8 protein-coding genes and 1 pseudogene are annotated in these 13,596 nt (G+C 61.5%); 7 read left to right on the top strand and 2 right to left on the bottom strand.

From position 1 onward, the window contains the following. Positions 1 to 200: 200 nt before the first annotated feature. A complete protein-coding gene (gene narL / locus P8H27_RS13920) occupies positions 201 to 857 on the bottom strand; it encodes a two-component system response regulator NarL (protein WP_289638168.1) in 657 nt (218 codons plus the stop codon). After that, positions 854 to 2,656, bottom strand: coding sequence for an ATP-binding protein (locus P8H27_RS13915; protein ID WP_289638167.1), 1,803 nt, complete (start codon positions 2,654 to 2,656; stop codon positions 854 to 856). Before P8H27_RS13915 ends, narL begins: the two co-directional genes overlap by 4 nt. 238 nt (positions 2,657 to 2,894) lie before the next feature. Here P8H27_RS13915 and P8H27_RS13910 point away from each other — a divergent pair. The 7 genes and pseudogenes from P8H27_RS13910 (at position 2,895) to P8H27_RS13880 (ending at position 13,586) form a co-directional block, all read left to right on the top strand. Further along, a pseudogene (locus P8H27_RS13910) lies at positions 2,895 to 4,218 on the top strand (nitrate/nitrite transporter). Further along, a complete protein-coding gene (locus P8H27_RS13905) occupies positions 4,178 to 5,593 on the top strand; it encodes a NarK family nitrate/nitrite MFS transporter (RefSeq protein ID WP_289638165.1) in 1,416 nt (471 codons plus the stop codon). Before P8H27_RS13910 ends, P8H27_RS13905 begins: the two are co-directional and overlap by 41 nt. A 68-nt stretch (positions 5,594 to 5,661) precedes the next feature. Next, the gene (locus tag P8H27_RS13900) at positions 5,662 to 9,417 is read left to right on the top strand and encodes a nitrate reductase subunit alpha (RefSeq protein ID WP_289638164.1); all 3,756 of its coding nucleotides are present in this window, start codon (positions 5,662 to 5,664) and stop codon (positions 9,415 to 9,417) included. A gap of 11 nt (positions 9,418 to 9,428) precedes the next feature. Next, on the top strand, positions 9,429 to 10,967 hold the full coding sequence (gene narH, locus P8H27_RS13895; RefSeq protein WP_289638163.1) for a nitrate reductase subunit beta: 1,539 nt from the start codon (positions 9,429 to 9,431) through the stop codon (positions 10,965 to 10,967). 2 nt (positions 10,968 to 10,969) lie between these two features. Further along, positions 10,970 to 11,725 carry a nitrate reductase molybdenum cofactor assembly chaperone gene (narJ, locus tag P8H27_RS13890; RefSeq protein ID WP_289638162.1) on the top strand — a complete coding sequence of 252 codons (756 nt, stop codon included), beginning with the start codon at positions 10,970 to 10,972 and terminating at the stop codon, positions 11,723 to 11,725. After that, positions 11,718 to 12,530 carry a respiratory nitrate reductase subunit gamma gene (gene narI, locus P8H27_RS13885; protein ID WP_289638161.1) on the top strand — a complete coding sequence of 271 codons (813 nt, stop codon included), beginning with the start codon at positions 11,718 to 11,720 and terminating at the stop codon, positions 12,528 to 12,530. Before narJ ends, narI begins: the two co-directional genes overlap by 8 nt. An 84-nt stretch (positions 12,531 to 12,614) precedes the next feature. After that, a complete protein-coding gene (locus P8H27_RS13880) occupies positions 12,615 to 13,586 on the top strand; it encodes a peptidylprolyl isomerase (RefSeq protein ID WP_289638160.1) in 972 nt (323 codons plus the stop codon). Positions 13,587 to 13,596 lie beyond the last annotated feature (10 nt).

Raw genomic sequence — 13,596 nt, 5'->3', positions numbered from 1 at the left:
ACGCGAAGCACCCTTAGCAGGCAGTTGCAAAACTACCTGCGTTTTTCAAGGCCACACCCCAGTTACGGGGCGCATGAGGGGCGTGCGGTTGTAGGGTTTATCCGCGAATTTCGTGGCTGAAGACGCTCCTACGGATAGACCCTCACACCTAACCGCGTGTTGGCAACAGTTAACCGGTACATGGCCTTTTCAGCGGTCTGCTAGCGCAGGTGCTCCATCGCCCAGACCGCGGCTTCGACGCGCGAGCGCAGGCCGAGTTTGTGCAGCAGGTTTTTCACATGAACCTTGACCGTGCCCTCGGTGATGCCGAGCTTGTGGCCGATGACCTTGTTGCTGTGGCCGGCGGCGATAGTCTTCAGCACCTGACGTTCGCGCTCGGTCAGGTCGACCTGCGCGCTGGCGTGTGGCGAGCGTAGCGCCTGGGCGAGGATCCGGGTCAGGGTGGGGCTGACCACCAGGCTGCCTTGCAGGGCGTCGCGAAGCGCCTGGATCAGCAGCTCCGGTTCCATGTCCTTGAGCAGATAGCCATCGGCATCCAGGCGCATGGCATCGCGGATATCGTCTTCGGAATCGGAGACGGTGAAGATCAACACCTTGCCGTGGTAGTGCATCTCGCGCAGACGACGCAGGGTTTGCAGGCCGTTCATCTGCGGCATGTTGTTGTCCAGCAGGATCAGCTCGGGCTGCAGCTGGCCGACCAATTGCAGGGCCTCTTCGCCATGCCCGGCCTCGCCGACGATCTCGAAGTCTGCTTCCAGTTCGAGCAGCTGGCGCATGCCGCGGCGCATCATCGGGTGGTCATCGACAAGCAGGATGCTGTGGCGGAGGGGAATGCTGGGGCCGATGGATGGCTTCATGCGGCGCTACCTTCTTCATGACGCCCGAGGAACTCGGGGCGGAACTGTAAGTGGATACGGGTGCCCTGGGGGGCGCGGGTTTCGATGTGGAGCTGGCCATGCAGGCTGCGTGCACGCTCCTGCATGATGGTCAGGCCGTGGTGCTGGCGCGGATCGAAACCCAAGGTAAAGCCGCAGCCATCGTCTTCGATCGACAATTCGACCTGTTCGCCGATCTGCCGCAGGCGCAGCCAGGCGTGCTTGGCCTGGGCGTGGCGGGCACAGTTGGACAGGGCCTCGCGGGTGATCTGCAGCAGATGGATCTGCTCGCTGGCCGAGAGCTGGAAGGCCAGGCGGTCGATCTGCAGCTCGATGCTGAAGTCGCCACGTTTGGCAAACTCCTGCACCGTGTCTTTGAGTTCCTGGTCGAGGCCGCCGTCCTGGATCTGCAGGCGGAAGGTGGTCAGCAGCTCGCGCAGTTGCCGGTAGGCGGTGTTCAGCCCGTCGCGTAGCTCGCCGCTGACGGTCTCCAGGGTTTCTGCTTTTTCGCCGCGGCGGATCAGGGTTTGCAGGCGGCTGACTTGTAGCTTCATGTAGGACAACGCCTGGGCCAGCGAGTCATGCAGCTCGCGGGCGATGATGGTGCGTTCGTCCAGCAGCAGCAGGCGATGCTCCTGTTCGCGCTGGCGCTTGAGCGACAGCGCCGTGCCGACCTGGTTGGCCAGGGCCTGGATGAGGGCGGTTTCCCAGGGTTGCGGCCTGTGTCCGTCGCGGAAGTAGGCTTTCAGTTCGCCCAGGTCATTACCCTGGTTGCTGATGCTGAAGGTGGCCTGGCTGGGGTTGATCTTGTGTTCGCAGGTGGCGCAATCGCTGCGCGCGCAGACCTCGCGGCTTTCGCTGCCGTGCAGTGCCAGCAGTTGCTCGGCGGGCGCCTGGATGTTGTCCTGCAGGCATAGCGTCAGGCGCAGGCCCGGTAGACGTTGTTGGAAGCGGCTGATCAATTCGTCGAGGCGTTCGGCGTTGGCCTGGCGTGTGGCCATGCTGCGGCTGCTCTGGTAGAGCAGTTCCAGGGCGGCGTTGGTTTGTGCCAGGGTCTGGGTCTTCTGTGCTACCCGGCTTTCCAGGGTTCGATGCGATTCCTCGATAGTCTCGGCCATGGCGTTGAAGCTCAGGGCCATCTGGCCCAGTTCGTCTTCGGAGCGGAACTCGACCCGTGCGCCATGATCGCCGCTGCGGAAGCGCTCGGCGACGCCGACCAGCTCTTGCAGGGGAGTGATCACGTTGAGCTGCAGTTCGTACATGCCCACCAGCAGAATGATCACGGTGATCAACAGGGCGGCACCCTGGATGCTTTGCTGCCAGCCCTGGCGGCGTTCGCTCTGCTTCTGCAGGAGTAGGACGAAATACTCCAGCTGGGTGGCGAAATTGTCGGTGTGCTGCTGGAAGGCGAGCTTATCGCCGCGATCCAGGGCTGGACGCAACTGCTCCTGCCACAGGCGGTGGAGCTCCAGGTAGGTGTTGTGCAGCGGATCGTCCGGGCTGCTGCTGATGCGGTGTTGCAGGCTATCGCTGTTCAGGCGTACCTGCAGGTCGTCGCGCAGCGTGGCGATGACGTCCGCAGGCGCGCCCGCCTCGAGTTGCCAATTAAGCCGGTAGGTGGCCATACGTAGGGAGCCGGCGGTATTGATCGCTCCTGCATCGTCCTCGCTGAACCAGGCGATCAGTCCGGCGCTGAGCGAGCTGCCCAGCGCCAGTATGGCGATCAGGGTCACCGCCATGCCGGCTCTGACCGGCAGTGAACTGCGCATCCATCTCAACATCGCACTGACTACCTCTAAAGAACTCAGACTGCTTGCCGTCTCGTGAACGGGGCTTGGATATATGTGTAACTTACTGTTTTTAAATGGATTTTATATTTAAATCAGGGCTACCTCTTAAGTGGTAGTTGCGGGTGGTGCGGGGTGAGGCGGTCTTGGGTTTATTGATCCAGGTCAAGTGTGTCGGCCGGTTGCCTATCTAGTGTGCCGTCCATAGTTCGATGGCTTAGGGGAACACGCTATGGCAAGTCTAAGAGCACAACAAGGGTTGGTGCTAGGGATGAGTACCCTGGCGTTCACTATCTGTTTCATGATCTGGATGATGTTCGCCGTACTCGGCGTACCGATCAAGGAGTTGCTGCAACTCAATGACACCCAGTTCGGCTTGTTGGCCGCCACGCCGGTACTCACCGGATCCTTGGTGCGTCTGCCGCTGGGCATGCTCACCGATCGGTTCGGCGGGCGCATCGTGTTCTTCCTGTTGATGCTGGTCTGTGTGTTGCCGATCTACATGATCAGCATGGCCACCGAATACTGGCATTTTCTCGCCCTTGGCCTGTTCGTCGGCCTGGCCGGCGGCTCTTTCTCGGTCGGCATCGCCTATGTCGCCAAATGGTTCGAAAAACAGAACCAGGGCTTCGCCATGGGCATCTTCGGCGCCGGTAATGCTGGCGCCGCGCTGACCAAGTTCGTTGCGCCGGGGATCATCGCCGCCGCCAGCTGGCAGATGGTGCCCAAGGTCTACTCGGCGATCATGTTCATCACCGCACTGCTGTTCTGGTTCTTTACCTACGAGAACAAAACCCATCGGGTACGCAGCAACGTATCCCTGGCCGATCAGCTGCGAGCCCTGAAAGACCCCAGGGTGATGCGCTACTGCCAGTACTACTCGATTGTCTTCGGCGGCTATGTGGCCCTGGCCTTGTGGATGACCAAGTACTACGTCGAGGAATATGGCTTCAACCTGCAGAGCGCCGCCCTGCTGGCTGCCTGCTTCTCCCTGCCAGGCGGTGTGCTACGCGCCATGGGGGGCTGGATGTCGGACAAGTGGGGTGCGCAAAGTGTGACCTGGTGGGTGATGTGGGTGAGCTGGGTGTGCCTGTTCCTGCTGTCCTACCCGCAGACCGAGTTGACTATCCAGACCATCAACGGCCCGCAGAGCTACAGCATAGGCCTCAATGCATGGTCCTTCACCGTGCTGTTGTTCATCGTCGGCATCGCCTTCGCCTTTGGCAAGGCCTCGGTATTCAAGTACATCGCCAATGATTACCCGCACAACATGGGCGCCATCTCCGGCATCGTCGGCCTGGCCGGCGGCCTCGGCGGCTTCATCCTGCCGATCATGTTCGGTGCCCTGGTCGACCTGACCGGCGTGCGCTCCTCCAGTTTCATGCTGATGTATGGGGTGGTCTGGGTCTCCCTGATCTGGATGTACCTCAGCGAAGTTCGCAAAACTCCCGTTATGGGCCTGGCTTCCGAAAAGGCCAAGGCTCCTGCTTTCCTGCCGCTTGAAGGAGAATGAGCATGTCCGCAACCAAAAACCCGTCCGTGTCCGGACGGCCTAACCAGGGGCCGGTGATTCACGACTGGCGCCCGGAAGATCCGCACTTCTGGGGCAGCATCGGTAAGCAGATCGCCACCCGCAACCTGTGGATATCGATTCCTGCCCTGTTGCTGGCCTTTGCCGTGTGGATGGTGTGGAGCGCGGTGACCGTGCGCCTGAACAGCATCGGCTTCACCTTCAGCAACGACCAGCTGTTCTGGTTGGCGGCGCTGCCGGGCTTGTCCGGTGCCACCTTTCGCATTTTCTACTCGTTCATGGTGCCGATCTTCGGTGGCCGCAGATGGACCGCGCTGAGCACCGCCTCCTTGCTCGCCCCGGCGCTGTGGATGGGCTTCGCCGTGCAGGATGCGAGCACCCCTTACAGCGTGTTCGTGATCATCGCCCTGCTCTGCGGCTTCGGCGGCGGCAACTTCGCCTCGAGCATGGCCAACATCAGTTTCTTCTATCCCAAGTCCCAGCAGGGCACAGCACTCGGCTTGAATGCCGGGCTGGGTAACCTCGGCGTGTCGGTGATGCAGTTCTGCGTGCCGCTGGTGATCGGCGTGGGCCTGTTCGGCGCGGCAGGCGGCAGCCCGCAGGAGCTGGCGGATGGCGGTCAGCTGTGGCTGCAGAATGCCGGTTTTATCTGGGTGCCGTTTATCCTTGCGGTGGCGGTAGCGGCCTGGTTCGGCATGAATGACCTGAGCAGCGCCAAGGCCTCGTTCAGCGAGCAGGCGGTGATCTTCAGTCGTAAGCACAACTGGTTGATGTGCTGGTTGTACTTGGCCACCTTCGGTTCCTTTATCGGCTTCGCGGCCGGCTTCCCGATGCTGATCAAGACCCAGTTCCCCGGCGTCGATCCGCTCAAGTTCGCCTTCCTTGGCCCGCTGGTCGGTGCCCTGGTGCGTCCGCTGGGTGGTTGGCTGGCAGACAAGATGGGTGGCGCGCGCGTCACCCTGTGGAACTTCGTACTGATGATCGCCGCGGTGTTCGGCGTACTGGCCTTCATTCCGGTGGTCGGCACCGAGGGCAACTTCTACGGTTTCATGGCCATGTTCATGTTGCTGTTCATCACCACTGGTATCGGCAACGGCTCCACCTTCCGCATGATTCCGGTGATCTTCCGCACGCTGCACGAGCGCAGCAGTGCGGGTCAATCGGCGGCGGTCAAGGAGCTGGCGATCAAGAGTGCCGGCAAGGAAGCAGCGGCTGTGCTGGGCTTCAGCTCGGCAGTAGCGGCCTACGGCGCGTTCTTTATTCCCAAGTCCTTTGGTACCTCGATGGCGCTCACCGGCGGCCCGCAAATGGCCCTGTACGCGTTCATCGGCTACTACGTCAGCTGCATCCTGGTGACCTGGTGGTGGTACTCGCGCAAAGGTGCGGAAACCCCCTGCTAACCAACAACGAATCGAGTCATTGCGTGTGCGGGACGCAGATTCCGCGACAAGCCTGAGAGGAAAAAAAGATGAGTCACATACTCGACCAATTGCGTTTTTTCAACCGCAAACAGGGTGAGTTCGCCGATGGTCATGGCGAAACCCGTATAGAGTCCCGCGACTGGGAGAACGTCTACCGTTCGCGCTGGCAGTACGACAAGATCGTGCGTTCCACCCACGGGGTGAACTGCACCGGTTCGTGCTCCTGGAAGATCTACGTGAAAAACGGCCTGATCACCTGGGAAACCCAGCAGACCGACTACCCGCGTACCCGTAACGACCTGCCCAACCACGAGCCACGCGGTTGTCCGCGCGGTGCGAGCTATAGCTGGTACATCTACAGCGCCAACCGCCTGAAGTACCCGAAAGTTCGCAAGCCGCTGTTGAAACTCTGGCGTGAAGCGCGGGCTACTATGGCCCCGGTACAGGCCTGGGCGAGCATCGTCGAGGATCCGGTCAAGGCCGAGTCCTACAAGAGCAAGCGCGGCATGGGCGGCTTCATCCGCTCGAGCTGGAACGAAGTCAACGAGATCATCGCCGCGGCCAACGTCTACACCGTTAAAGAGCACGGCCCGGATCGGGTGGTCGGCTTCTCGCCGATCCCGGCCATGTCGATGGTCAGCTACGCCGCGGGCGCCCGTTACCTGTCGCTGATCGGTGGCGTATGTCTGTCTTTCTACGACTGGTATTGCGACCTGCCGCCGGCTTCGCCGCAAGTGTGGGGCGAGCAGACCGACGTGCCGGAGTCGGCCGACTGGTACAACTCCAACTACATCATCGCCTGGGGCTCCAACGTGCCGCAGACGCGCACCCCGGACGCCCACTTCTTCACCGAAGTACGCTACAAGGGCACCAAGACCGTGGCCATCACTCCGGACTACTCCGAAGTGGCCAAGCTCACCGACCTCTGGCTGAACCCCAAGCAGGGCACCGATGCGGCCCTGGCGCAGGCGTTCAACCACGTCATCTTCAAAGAGTTCCACCTCGACAAGCCGAGCGCCTACTTCACCGACTACGTGCGTCGCTACACCGACTTCCCGATGCTGGTGCTGCTCAAGGATCATGTCGAGGGTAGCTATCAGCCGGATCGTTTCCTGCGCGCCGCCGACCTGGCCGCCAATCTGGATCAGGAAAACAACCCCGAGTGGAAGACCGTCGCGCTGGACAGCGACACCAATCAACTGGTGTCGCCGCTGGGTTCGATCGGCTATCGCTGGGGCGAGAAGGGCAAGTGGAACATCGAGGCCCGCGAAGGCGGTACCGGTCGCGAGGTCAAACTGCAACTGAGCCTGCTCGGCGAAGAAGTGGCTGAAGTGGCCTTCCCGTATTTCGGCGGCCAGACCCACGAGCACTTCCAGCACGTGGCGGGTGACGATGTACAGCTGCGTCGCGTACCGGTGCGCAGCATCACCCTGGCCGACGGCACTCAAGCCAAGGTCGCCACCGTGTTCGACCTGTCGGCGGCCAATCTGGCCATCGACCGCGGTCTGGGCGGCGGCAACGTGGCCAAGGATTACAACGACGCCAATGTACCGGGCACTCCGGCTTGGCAGGAGCAGATCACCGGCGTTAGCCGCGAGAAGGCGATCCAGATCGCCCGTGAATTTGCCGACAACGCCGACAAGACCAAGGGTCGCAGCATGATCATCGTCGGTGCGGCGATGAACCACTGGTACCACATGGACATGAACTACCGCGGCCTGATCAACATGCTGATGTTGTGCGGTTGCGTCGGTCAGACCGGTGGCGGCTGGGCTCACTATGTCGGTCAGGAAAAACTGCGTCCGCAGTGCGGCTGGTTGCCCCTGGCCTTCGGTCTGGACTGGAGCCGTCCGCCGCGGCAGATGAACGGCACCAGCTTCTTCTACGCCCACAGTTCGCAGTGGCGCCACGAGAAGATGAGCATGCACGAAGTGCTCTCGCCGCTGGCCGACAAGTCGCAGTTCCCCGAGCACGCACTGGACTACAACATCCGCGCCGAACGCGCCGGCTGGTTGCCAAGCGCTCCGCAGATGAACCGCAACCCGCTGCAAATCACCAAGGATGCCAAGGCGGCCGGCATGGCGCCGGTGGATTACGTGCTCAAGTCGCTGCAGGACGACTCGCTGCGTTTCTCCTGCGAACAGCCGGACAGCCCGGAGAACTTCCCGCGCAACATGTTCATCTGGCGCTCCAACCTGCTGGGCAGCTCGGGCAAGGGCCACGAGTACATGCTCAAGTACCTGCTGGGCACCAAGAACGGGCTGATGAGCGATGACCTCGGCAAATGTGGCAGCTTCAAGCCTAATGATGTCGAGTGGGTCGACGAAGGCGCGATCGGTAAGCTCGATCTGGTCACCACCCTGGACTTCCGCATGTCTTCCACCTGCGTCTACTCGGACATCGTGTTGCCGACGGCGACCTGGTACGAGAAGGACGACATGAACACCTCGGACATGCACCCCTTTATCCACCCGCTGTCCGCGGCCATCGATCCGGCCTGGGAATCGCGTTCCGATTGGGAAATCTACAAGGGCATCGCCAAGGCCTTCTCCGAGATGTCGGTTGGTAATCTGGGGGTCGAGCAGGATCTGGTCACTATCCCGATGCAGCACGACAGTGTCGGCGAACTGGCTCAGCCGTTCGGCGGCATCGACTGGAAAACCGCGGGTGAAGCGCCGGTACCGGGCAAGAACTGCCCGAACATGACCGTGGTCGAGCGCGACTACCCGAACGTCTACAAGAAGTTCACCTCCCTTGGTCCGTTGCTCGACAAGCTGGGTAACGGCGGCAAGGGCATCGACTGGAACACTCAGCATGAAGTCGAGTTCCTCGGCGAGCTCAACCACAAGGTGCGTGACGAAGGTGTCAGCCAAGGCCGACCGCAGATCGAGTCGGCTATCGATGCCTGCGAGGTGATCCTCACCCTGGCCCCGGAAACCAACGGTCACGTAGCGCTTAAGGCGTGGGCGGCACTGTCGGAGTTCACCGGCCTGGATCACAGCCACCTGGCGCTGCCGAAAGAGCACGAAGCAATTCGCTTCCGCGACATCCAGGCACAGCCACGCAAGATCATCTCCAGCCCGACCTGGTCGGGACTTGAAGACGAGCACGTCAGCTACAACGCCGGTTACACCAACGTGCACGAGTACATTCCGTGGCGTACCATCACCGGCCGCCAGCAGTTCTACCAGGATCACCCCTGGATGCAGGCCTTCGGCGAGCAGTTGATGAGCTACCGGCCGCCGGTCAACACCCGCACCATCGATAACGTGAAGGGCAAGCGGTCAAACGGCAACACCGAGATCGTGCTCAACTGGATCACCCCGCACCAGAAATGGGGCATCCACAGCACCTACAGCGACAACCTGATCATGCTCACCCTGAGCCGTGGCGGGCCGATCATCTGGCTCTCGGAAACCGACGCCAAGCGTGCCGGCATCGAGGACAACGACTGGGTCGAATGCTTCAACGCCAACGGCGCTCTGGTCGCCCGTGCGGTAGTTAGCCAACGGGTCAAGGACGGCATGGTGATGATGTACCACGCCCAGGAACGGATCATGAACATGCCCGGCAGCGAGATGACCAAGACCCGCGGCGGCCACCACAACTCGGTGACCCGCGTGCTGCTCAAGCCTACCCATATGATCGGTGGCTATGCCCAGCAGGCCTACGGTTTCAACTATTACGGCACGGTCGGTTGCAACCGCGACGAGTTCGTCGTGGTACGCAAGATGGACAAGATCGACTGGCTTGATGGCACAGACGACGAAGCTCTGCCACAACCCCTGCCGCAAGATATCTGAGGACTGATGCCATGAAGATTCGCTCACAAGTTGGCATGGTGTTGAACCTGGACAAGTGCATCGGTTGCCACACCTGTTCGATCACCTGCAAAAACGTCTGGACCAGCCGCGAAGGCATGGAATACGCCTGGTTCAACAACGTCGAAACCAAGCCCGGGATCGGCTACCCCAAGGAATGGGAAAACCAGGACAAGTGGAAAGGCGGTTGGGTCCGCAACAAAGACGGCTCGATCAATCCGAAGATCGGCGGCAAGTTCCGCGTACTGGCGAATATCTTCGCCAACCCGGATCTGCCGACCATCGACGACTACTACGAGCCGTTCGATTTCGACTACCAGCACCTGCACACCGCCCCCCTGGGCGAGCACCAGCCGACCGCTCGGCCGCGCTCGGTGATCAGCGGCAAGCGCATGCAGAAGATCGAGTGGGGCCCGAACTGGGAAGAGATTCTCGGCACCGAGTTCGCCAAGCGCCGCAAGGACAAGAACTTCGACCAGATCCAGGCCGACATCTATGGCGAGTATGAAAATACTTTCATGATGTACCTGCCGCGTCTGTGCGAACACTGCCTGAACCCGGCGTGTGCGGCATCCTGCCCGAGCGGCGCGATCTACAAGCGCGAAGAAGACGGCATCGTCCTCATCGACCAGGAAAAGTGCCGCGGCTGGCGCATGTGCATCAGCGGCTGCCCGTACAAGAAGATCTACTTCAACTGGAAGAGCGGTAAATCCGAGAAGTGCATCTTCTGCTACCCGCGGATCGAGGCCGGCATGCCGACCGTCTGCTCGGAAACCTGCGTGGGCCGCATCCGCTACCTCGGCGTGCTGCTGTACGATGCCGACCGCATCCATGAAGTGGCGAGCACGCCGAACGAGCAGGATCTGTACCAGAAGCAACTGGACATGTTCCTCGACCCGTTCGATCCGAAAGTCATCGCCCAGGCACTGGCCGACGGCGTGCCTATGTCGGTGATCGATGCGGCGCAGAAGTCGCCGATCTACAAGATGGCGGTGGACTGGAAGCTGGCGCTGCCGCTGCACCCGGAATACCGCACCCTGCCGATGGTCTGGTACGTGCCGCCGTTGTCGCCGATCCAGAACGCCGCGCAAGCCGGTACCGTGGGCATGAACGGGGTGATCCCGGATGTCGACAGCCTGCGCATTCCGCTGCGCTACCTGGCCAACCTGCTCACCGCCGGCGACGTTGTCCCGGTCAAGTTGGCGCTCAAACGTCTGTTGGCCATGCGTGCCTACAAGCGTGCCGAGCAAGTGGATGGCGTGCAGGATCTGCAGGTGCTGGCTGATGTCGGCCTGAGCGTGGCGCAAGTCGAAGACATGTACCGCTACCTGGCGATCGCCAACTACGAAGACCGCTTCGTGGTGCCAAGCGCCCACCGTGAGGACGCCATGAGCGATACCTTCGGCGAGCGTTCCGGCTGTGGCTTCAGCTTCGGCAGCGGTTGCAGTGGCTCCTCCGACACCAACATGTTCGGGGCGAAGAAGTCCAACCAGCGCGACATCCTCAAAACCGTACAGTTGTGGGAGGACTGAGCATGCAAATTCTCAAGGTGATTTCCCTGCTGCTCGACTACCCCACCGAGCAATTGGTGGCTGGGCGTGACGAGTTGGATCAGGCGATTGCCAGCAGCCGTGAAATCAGCCCGGAGCAGCGTAATGCGCTGCACGAGCTGCTCAAACTGATCTGCGACAACGACCTGATGGACGGCCAGGAGCACTACGGTGCCCTGTTCGGCCGTGGCCGTTCGCTGTCGCTGCTGCTGTTCGAACACGTGCATGGCGAGTCGCGTGATCGTGGCCAGGCCATGGTCGACATGATGGCGCAGTACGAAGAGGCCGGTTTCGCCATCGGCGTCAAGGAGCTGCCGGACTATATTCCGCTGTACCTGGAGTTCCTCTCCACCCGCGATGATCTGGAGGCCCGCGAGGGCCTGGCAGATGTCAGTCATCTGCTGGCGTTGTTGGCGACTCGTCTGGACGAGCGCGAAAGTGCCTATGCCAGCTGCTTCCGTGCTCTTTTGCAGCTCGCAGGGGTCGAGCCGCAGGCGGCTATGGCCGAGATGCGCGAGCAGGTTGCCGCCGAGGTACGCGACGACTCGCTCGAAGCTCTCGACAAGGTCTGGGAGGAGGAGGCCGTAGACTTCCTCCAGGCCGAGCAGCAGGATCGTTGCCCGAGCCAGGCGACCTTGCCGGGCAAGGCCCGTGAAGAGTCGGCGGTGCCGTTGCATTGGGTTGATTTCAAACAGGATGGGTTGGCCACCGAGCTGACTCAGGAGGTGCGCAATGTCTAACTTCAATCTGATGGCGTTCGGGGTTTATCCCTACATCGCCCTGGCTATCTGCATCATCGGCAGCTGGGCGCGTTTCGACCTGTCGCAGTACAGCTGGAAGGCTGGCTCCAGCCAGATCTTCAACCGTACCGCGGCCGAGCAGCGCTACATGCGTATCGCCAGCAACCTGTTCCACGTCGGCGTGCTGTTCGTCCTGGCCGGTCACTTCGTCGGCCTGTTGATGCCTTCGGCGCTCTACCACGTGTTTATCAGTACCGAGAACAAGCAATTGCTGGCCATGGTCTCCGGCGGCTTCTTCGGCGTGCTCTGCCTGATCGGTCTGCTGATGCTGATCAAGCGGCGCATGTCCGATGCGCGGGTGCGAGCCAGTTCCACCACCTCGGACATCGTCCTGCTGTTCGTGCTGCTGACGCAGTTGCTGCTCGGTCTGTTGAGCATCTTCGTCTCGGCCGGCCACATGGACGGCTCGGTGATGGTGCTGCTGGCCGACTGGGCACAATACATCGTCACCCTGCAACCAGTGGCCGCGGCCGCCAGCATCGAACCGGTGAGCGTGGTGTACAAGCTGCACGTGTTCCTCGGGATGACCCTGTTCGTGCTGTTCCCCTTCACCCGTCTGGTGCACATCGTCAGTGCGCCGGTATGGTACCTGGGACGTCGCTACCAGATCGTCCGGCAGAAGGGCGTGCGTCCGGTCGTGCAACGGCCGCAGGTTCGTCCGCTTGCGCAACCTGCTCGCGAAACACCTGGGCAAGCGCAGCAGCCTGGCTATGCCATGGGCGCCGCCAAGGCCAAGAGTCGCTAGCACGCCAATGACATGGGGTGGGCTGCGGCCCACCCCATGCCAGGCGTTTAAGTGAATGATTTAAGCGATAACGAGGAAATTGTCATGGGATGTGGATGTGGTGGTGGAAATGCAGGGCAGGGCGGTTGCGGCGGACAAAAGCCGCCAGTCGATATGCCGGTCGATGCCCCAGGGGTGCAAGAAGTAACGCCCGAATCGCACTCGACGGCCGATGAGTCGGAGGCGCCCGCCGAGGAAACCGAATCAGCCCCCACGCTGATCGCCAGCAGCGAGCAGGAGTGGCCGCGGATCACGGTCAACGGCGTGCTTGTCGCCCCTGACGCCATGGCCCAGGAGCTGCAGTACCACCCGGCGAGCAGCCGCGAAGAAGCGGTATTTCTAGCTGCTCAGGCGTTGGTGATTCGCGAGTTATTGCAACAGCGCATCGTCGAACTGGGTTTGTCGGTGCAGGCCGAAGCCGGCGAAAGCGTGGAGGAGGCGGCTACTCGCCAGCTGATCGCGCTGGAAGTGGCACTGCCGGAGTGCGACGAGGAAAGCTGTCAGCGTTATTACCAGAGCAATCAGGCGCGCTACGTCACTGCCCCCTTGCTGGCGGCGCGGCATATCCTGCTCGAGTGCGCTCCGGACGATATCGAGGGCCGCAGCCTGGTTCGCGAAAAGGCCGAGCAATTGCTGGCGCTGTTGCAGGTGGATGGAGGACGCTTTGCCGACTTGGCCCTGGCCCACTCGGCCTGTCCGTCCAAGACGCAGGCTGGAGCTTTGGGGCAACTGAGCAAAGGCCAGACCGTGCCCGAGTTCGAACGGCAACTGTTCAAACTGCCTGCCGGGTTGGCTAATCAACCGATTGAGAGCCGCTACGGCTGGCATGTGGTCAGCGTCGATCAGCGCATTGAGGGTAAGGAATTGCCCTACGAAGTGGTCGCCGATTCTATCCGCGCGCTATTGCAACAGGGCGTCTGGCAGAAGGCCGTGGCTCAGTACCTGCAAACCCTGATTGGCGCGGCGAATATCGTCGGCATTCAGTTACAAGGTGCCGATTCGCCGCTGTTGCAATAGACACAGTTGC

It is taken from the genome of Pseudomonas sp. sp1636 (assembly GCF_030376615.1).
Lineage (GTDB): Bacteria > Pseudomonadota > Gammaproteobacteria > Pseudomonadales > Pseudomonadaceae > Aquipseudomonas.
The sequence above is the reverse complement of the archived record's forward strand: the minus strand, read 5'-3'. Positions and strand labels throughout refer to the sequence as shown.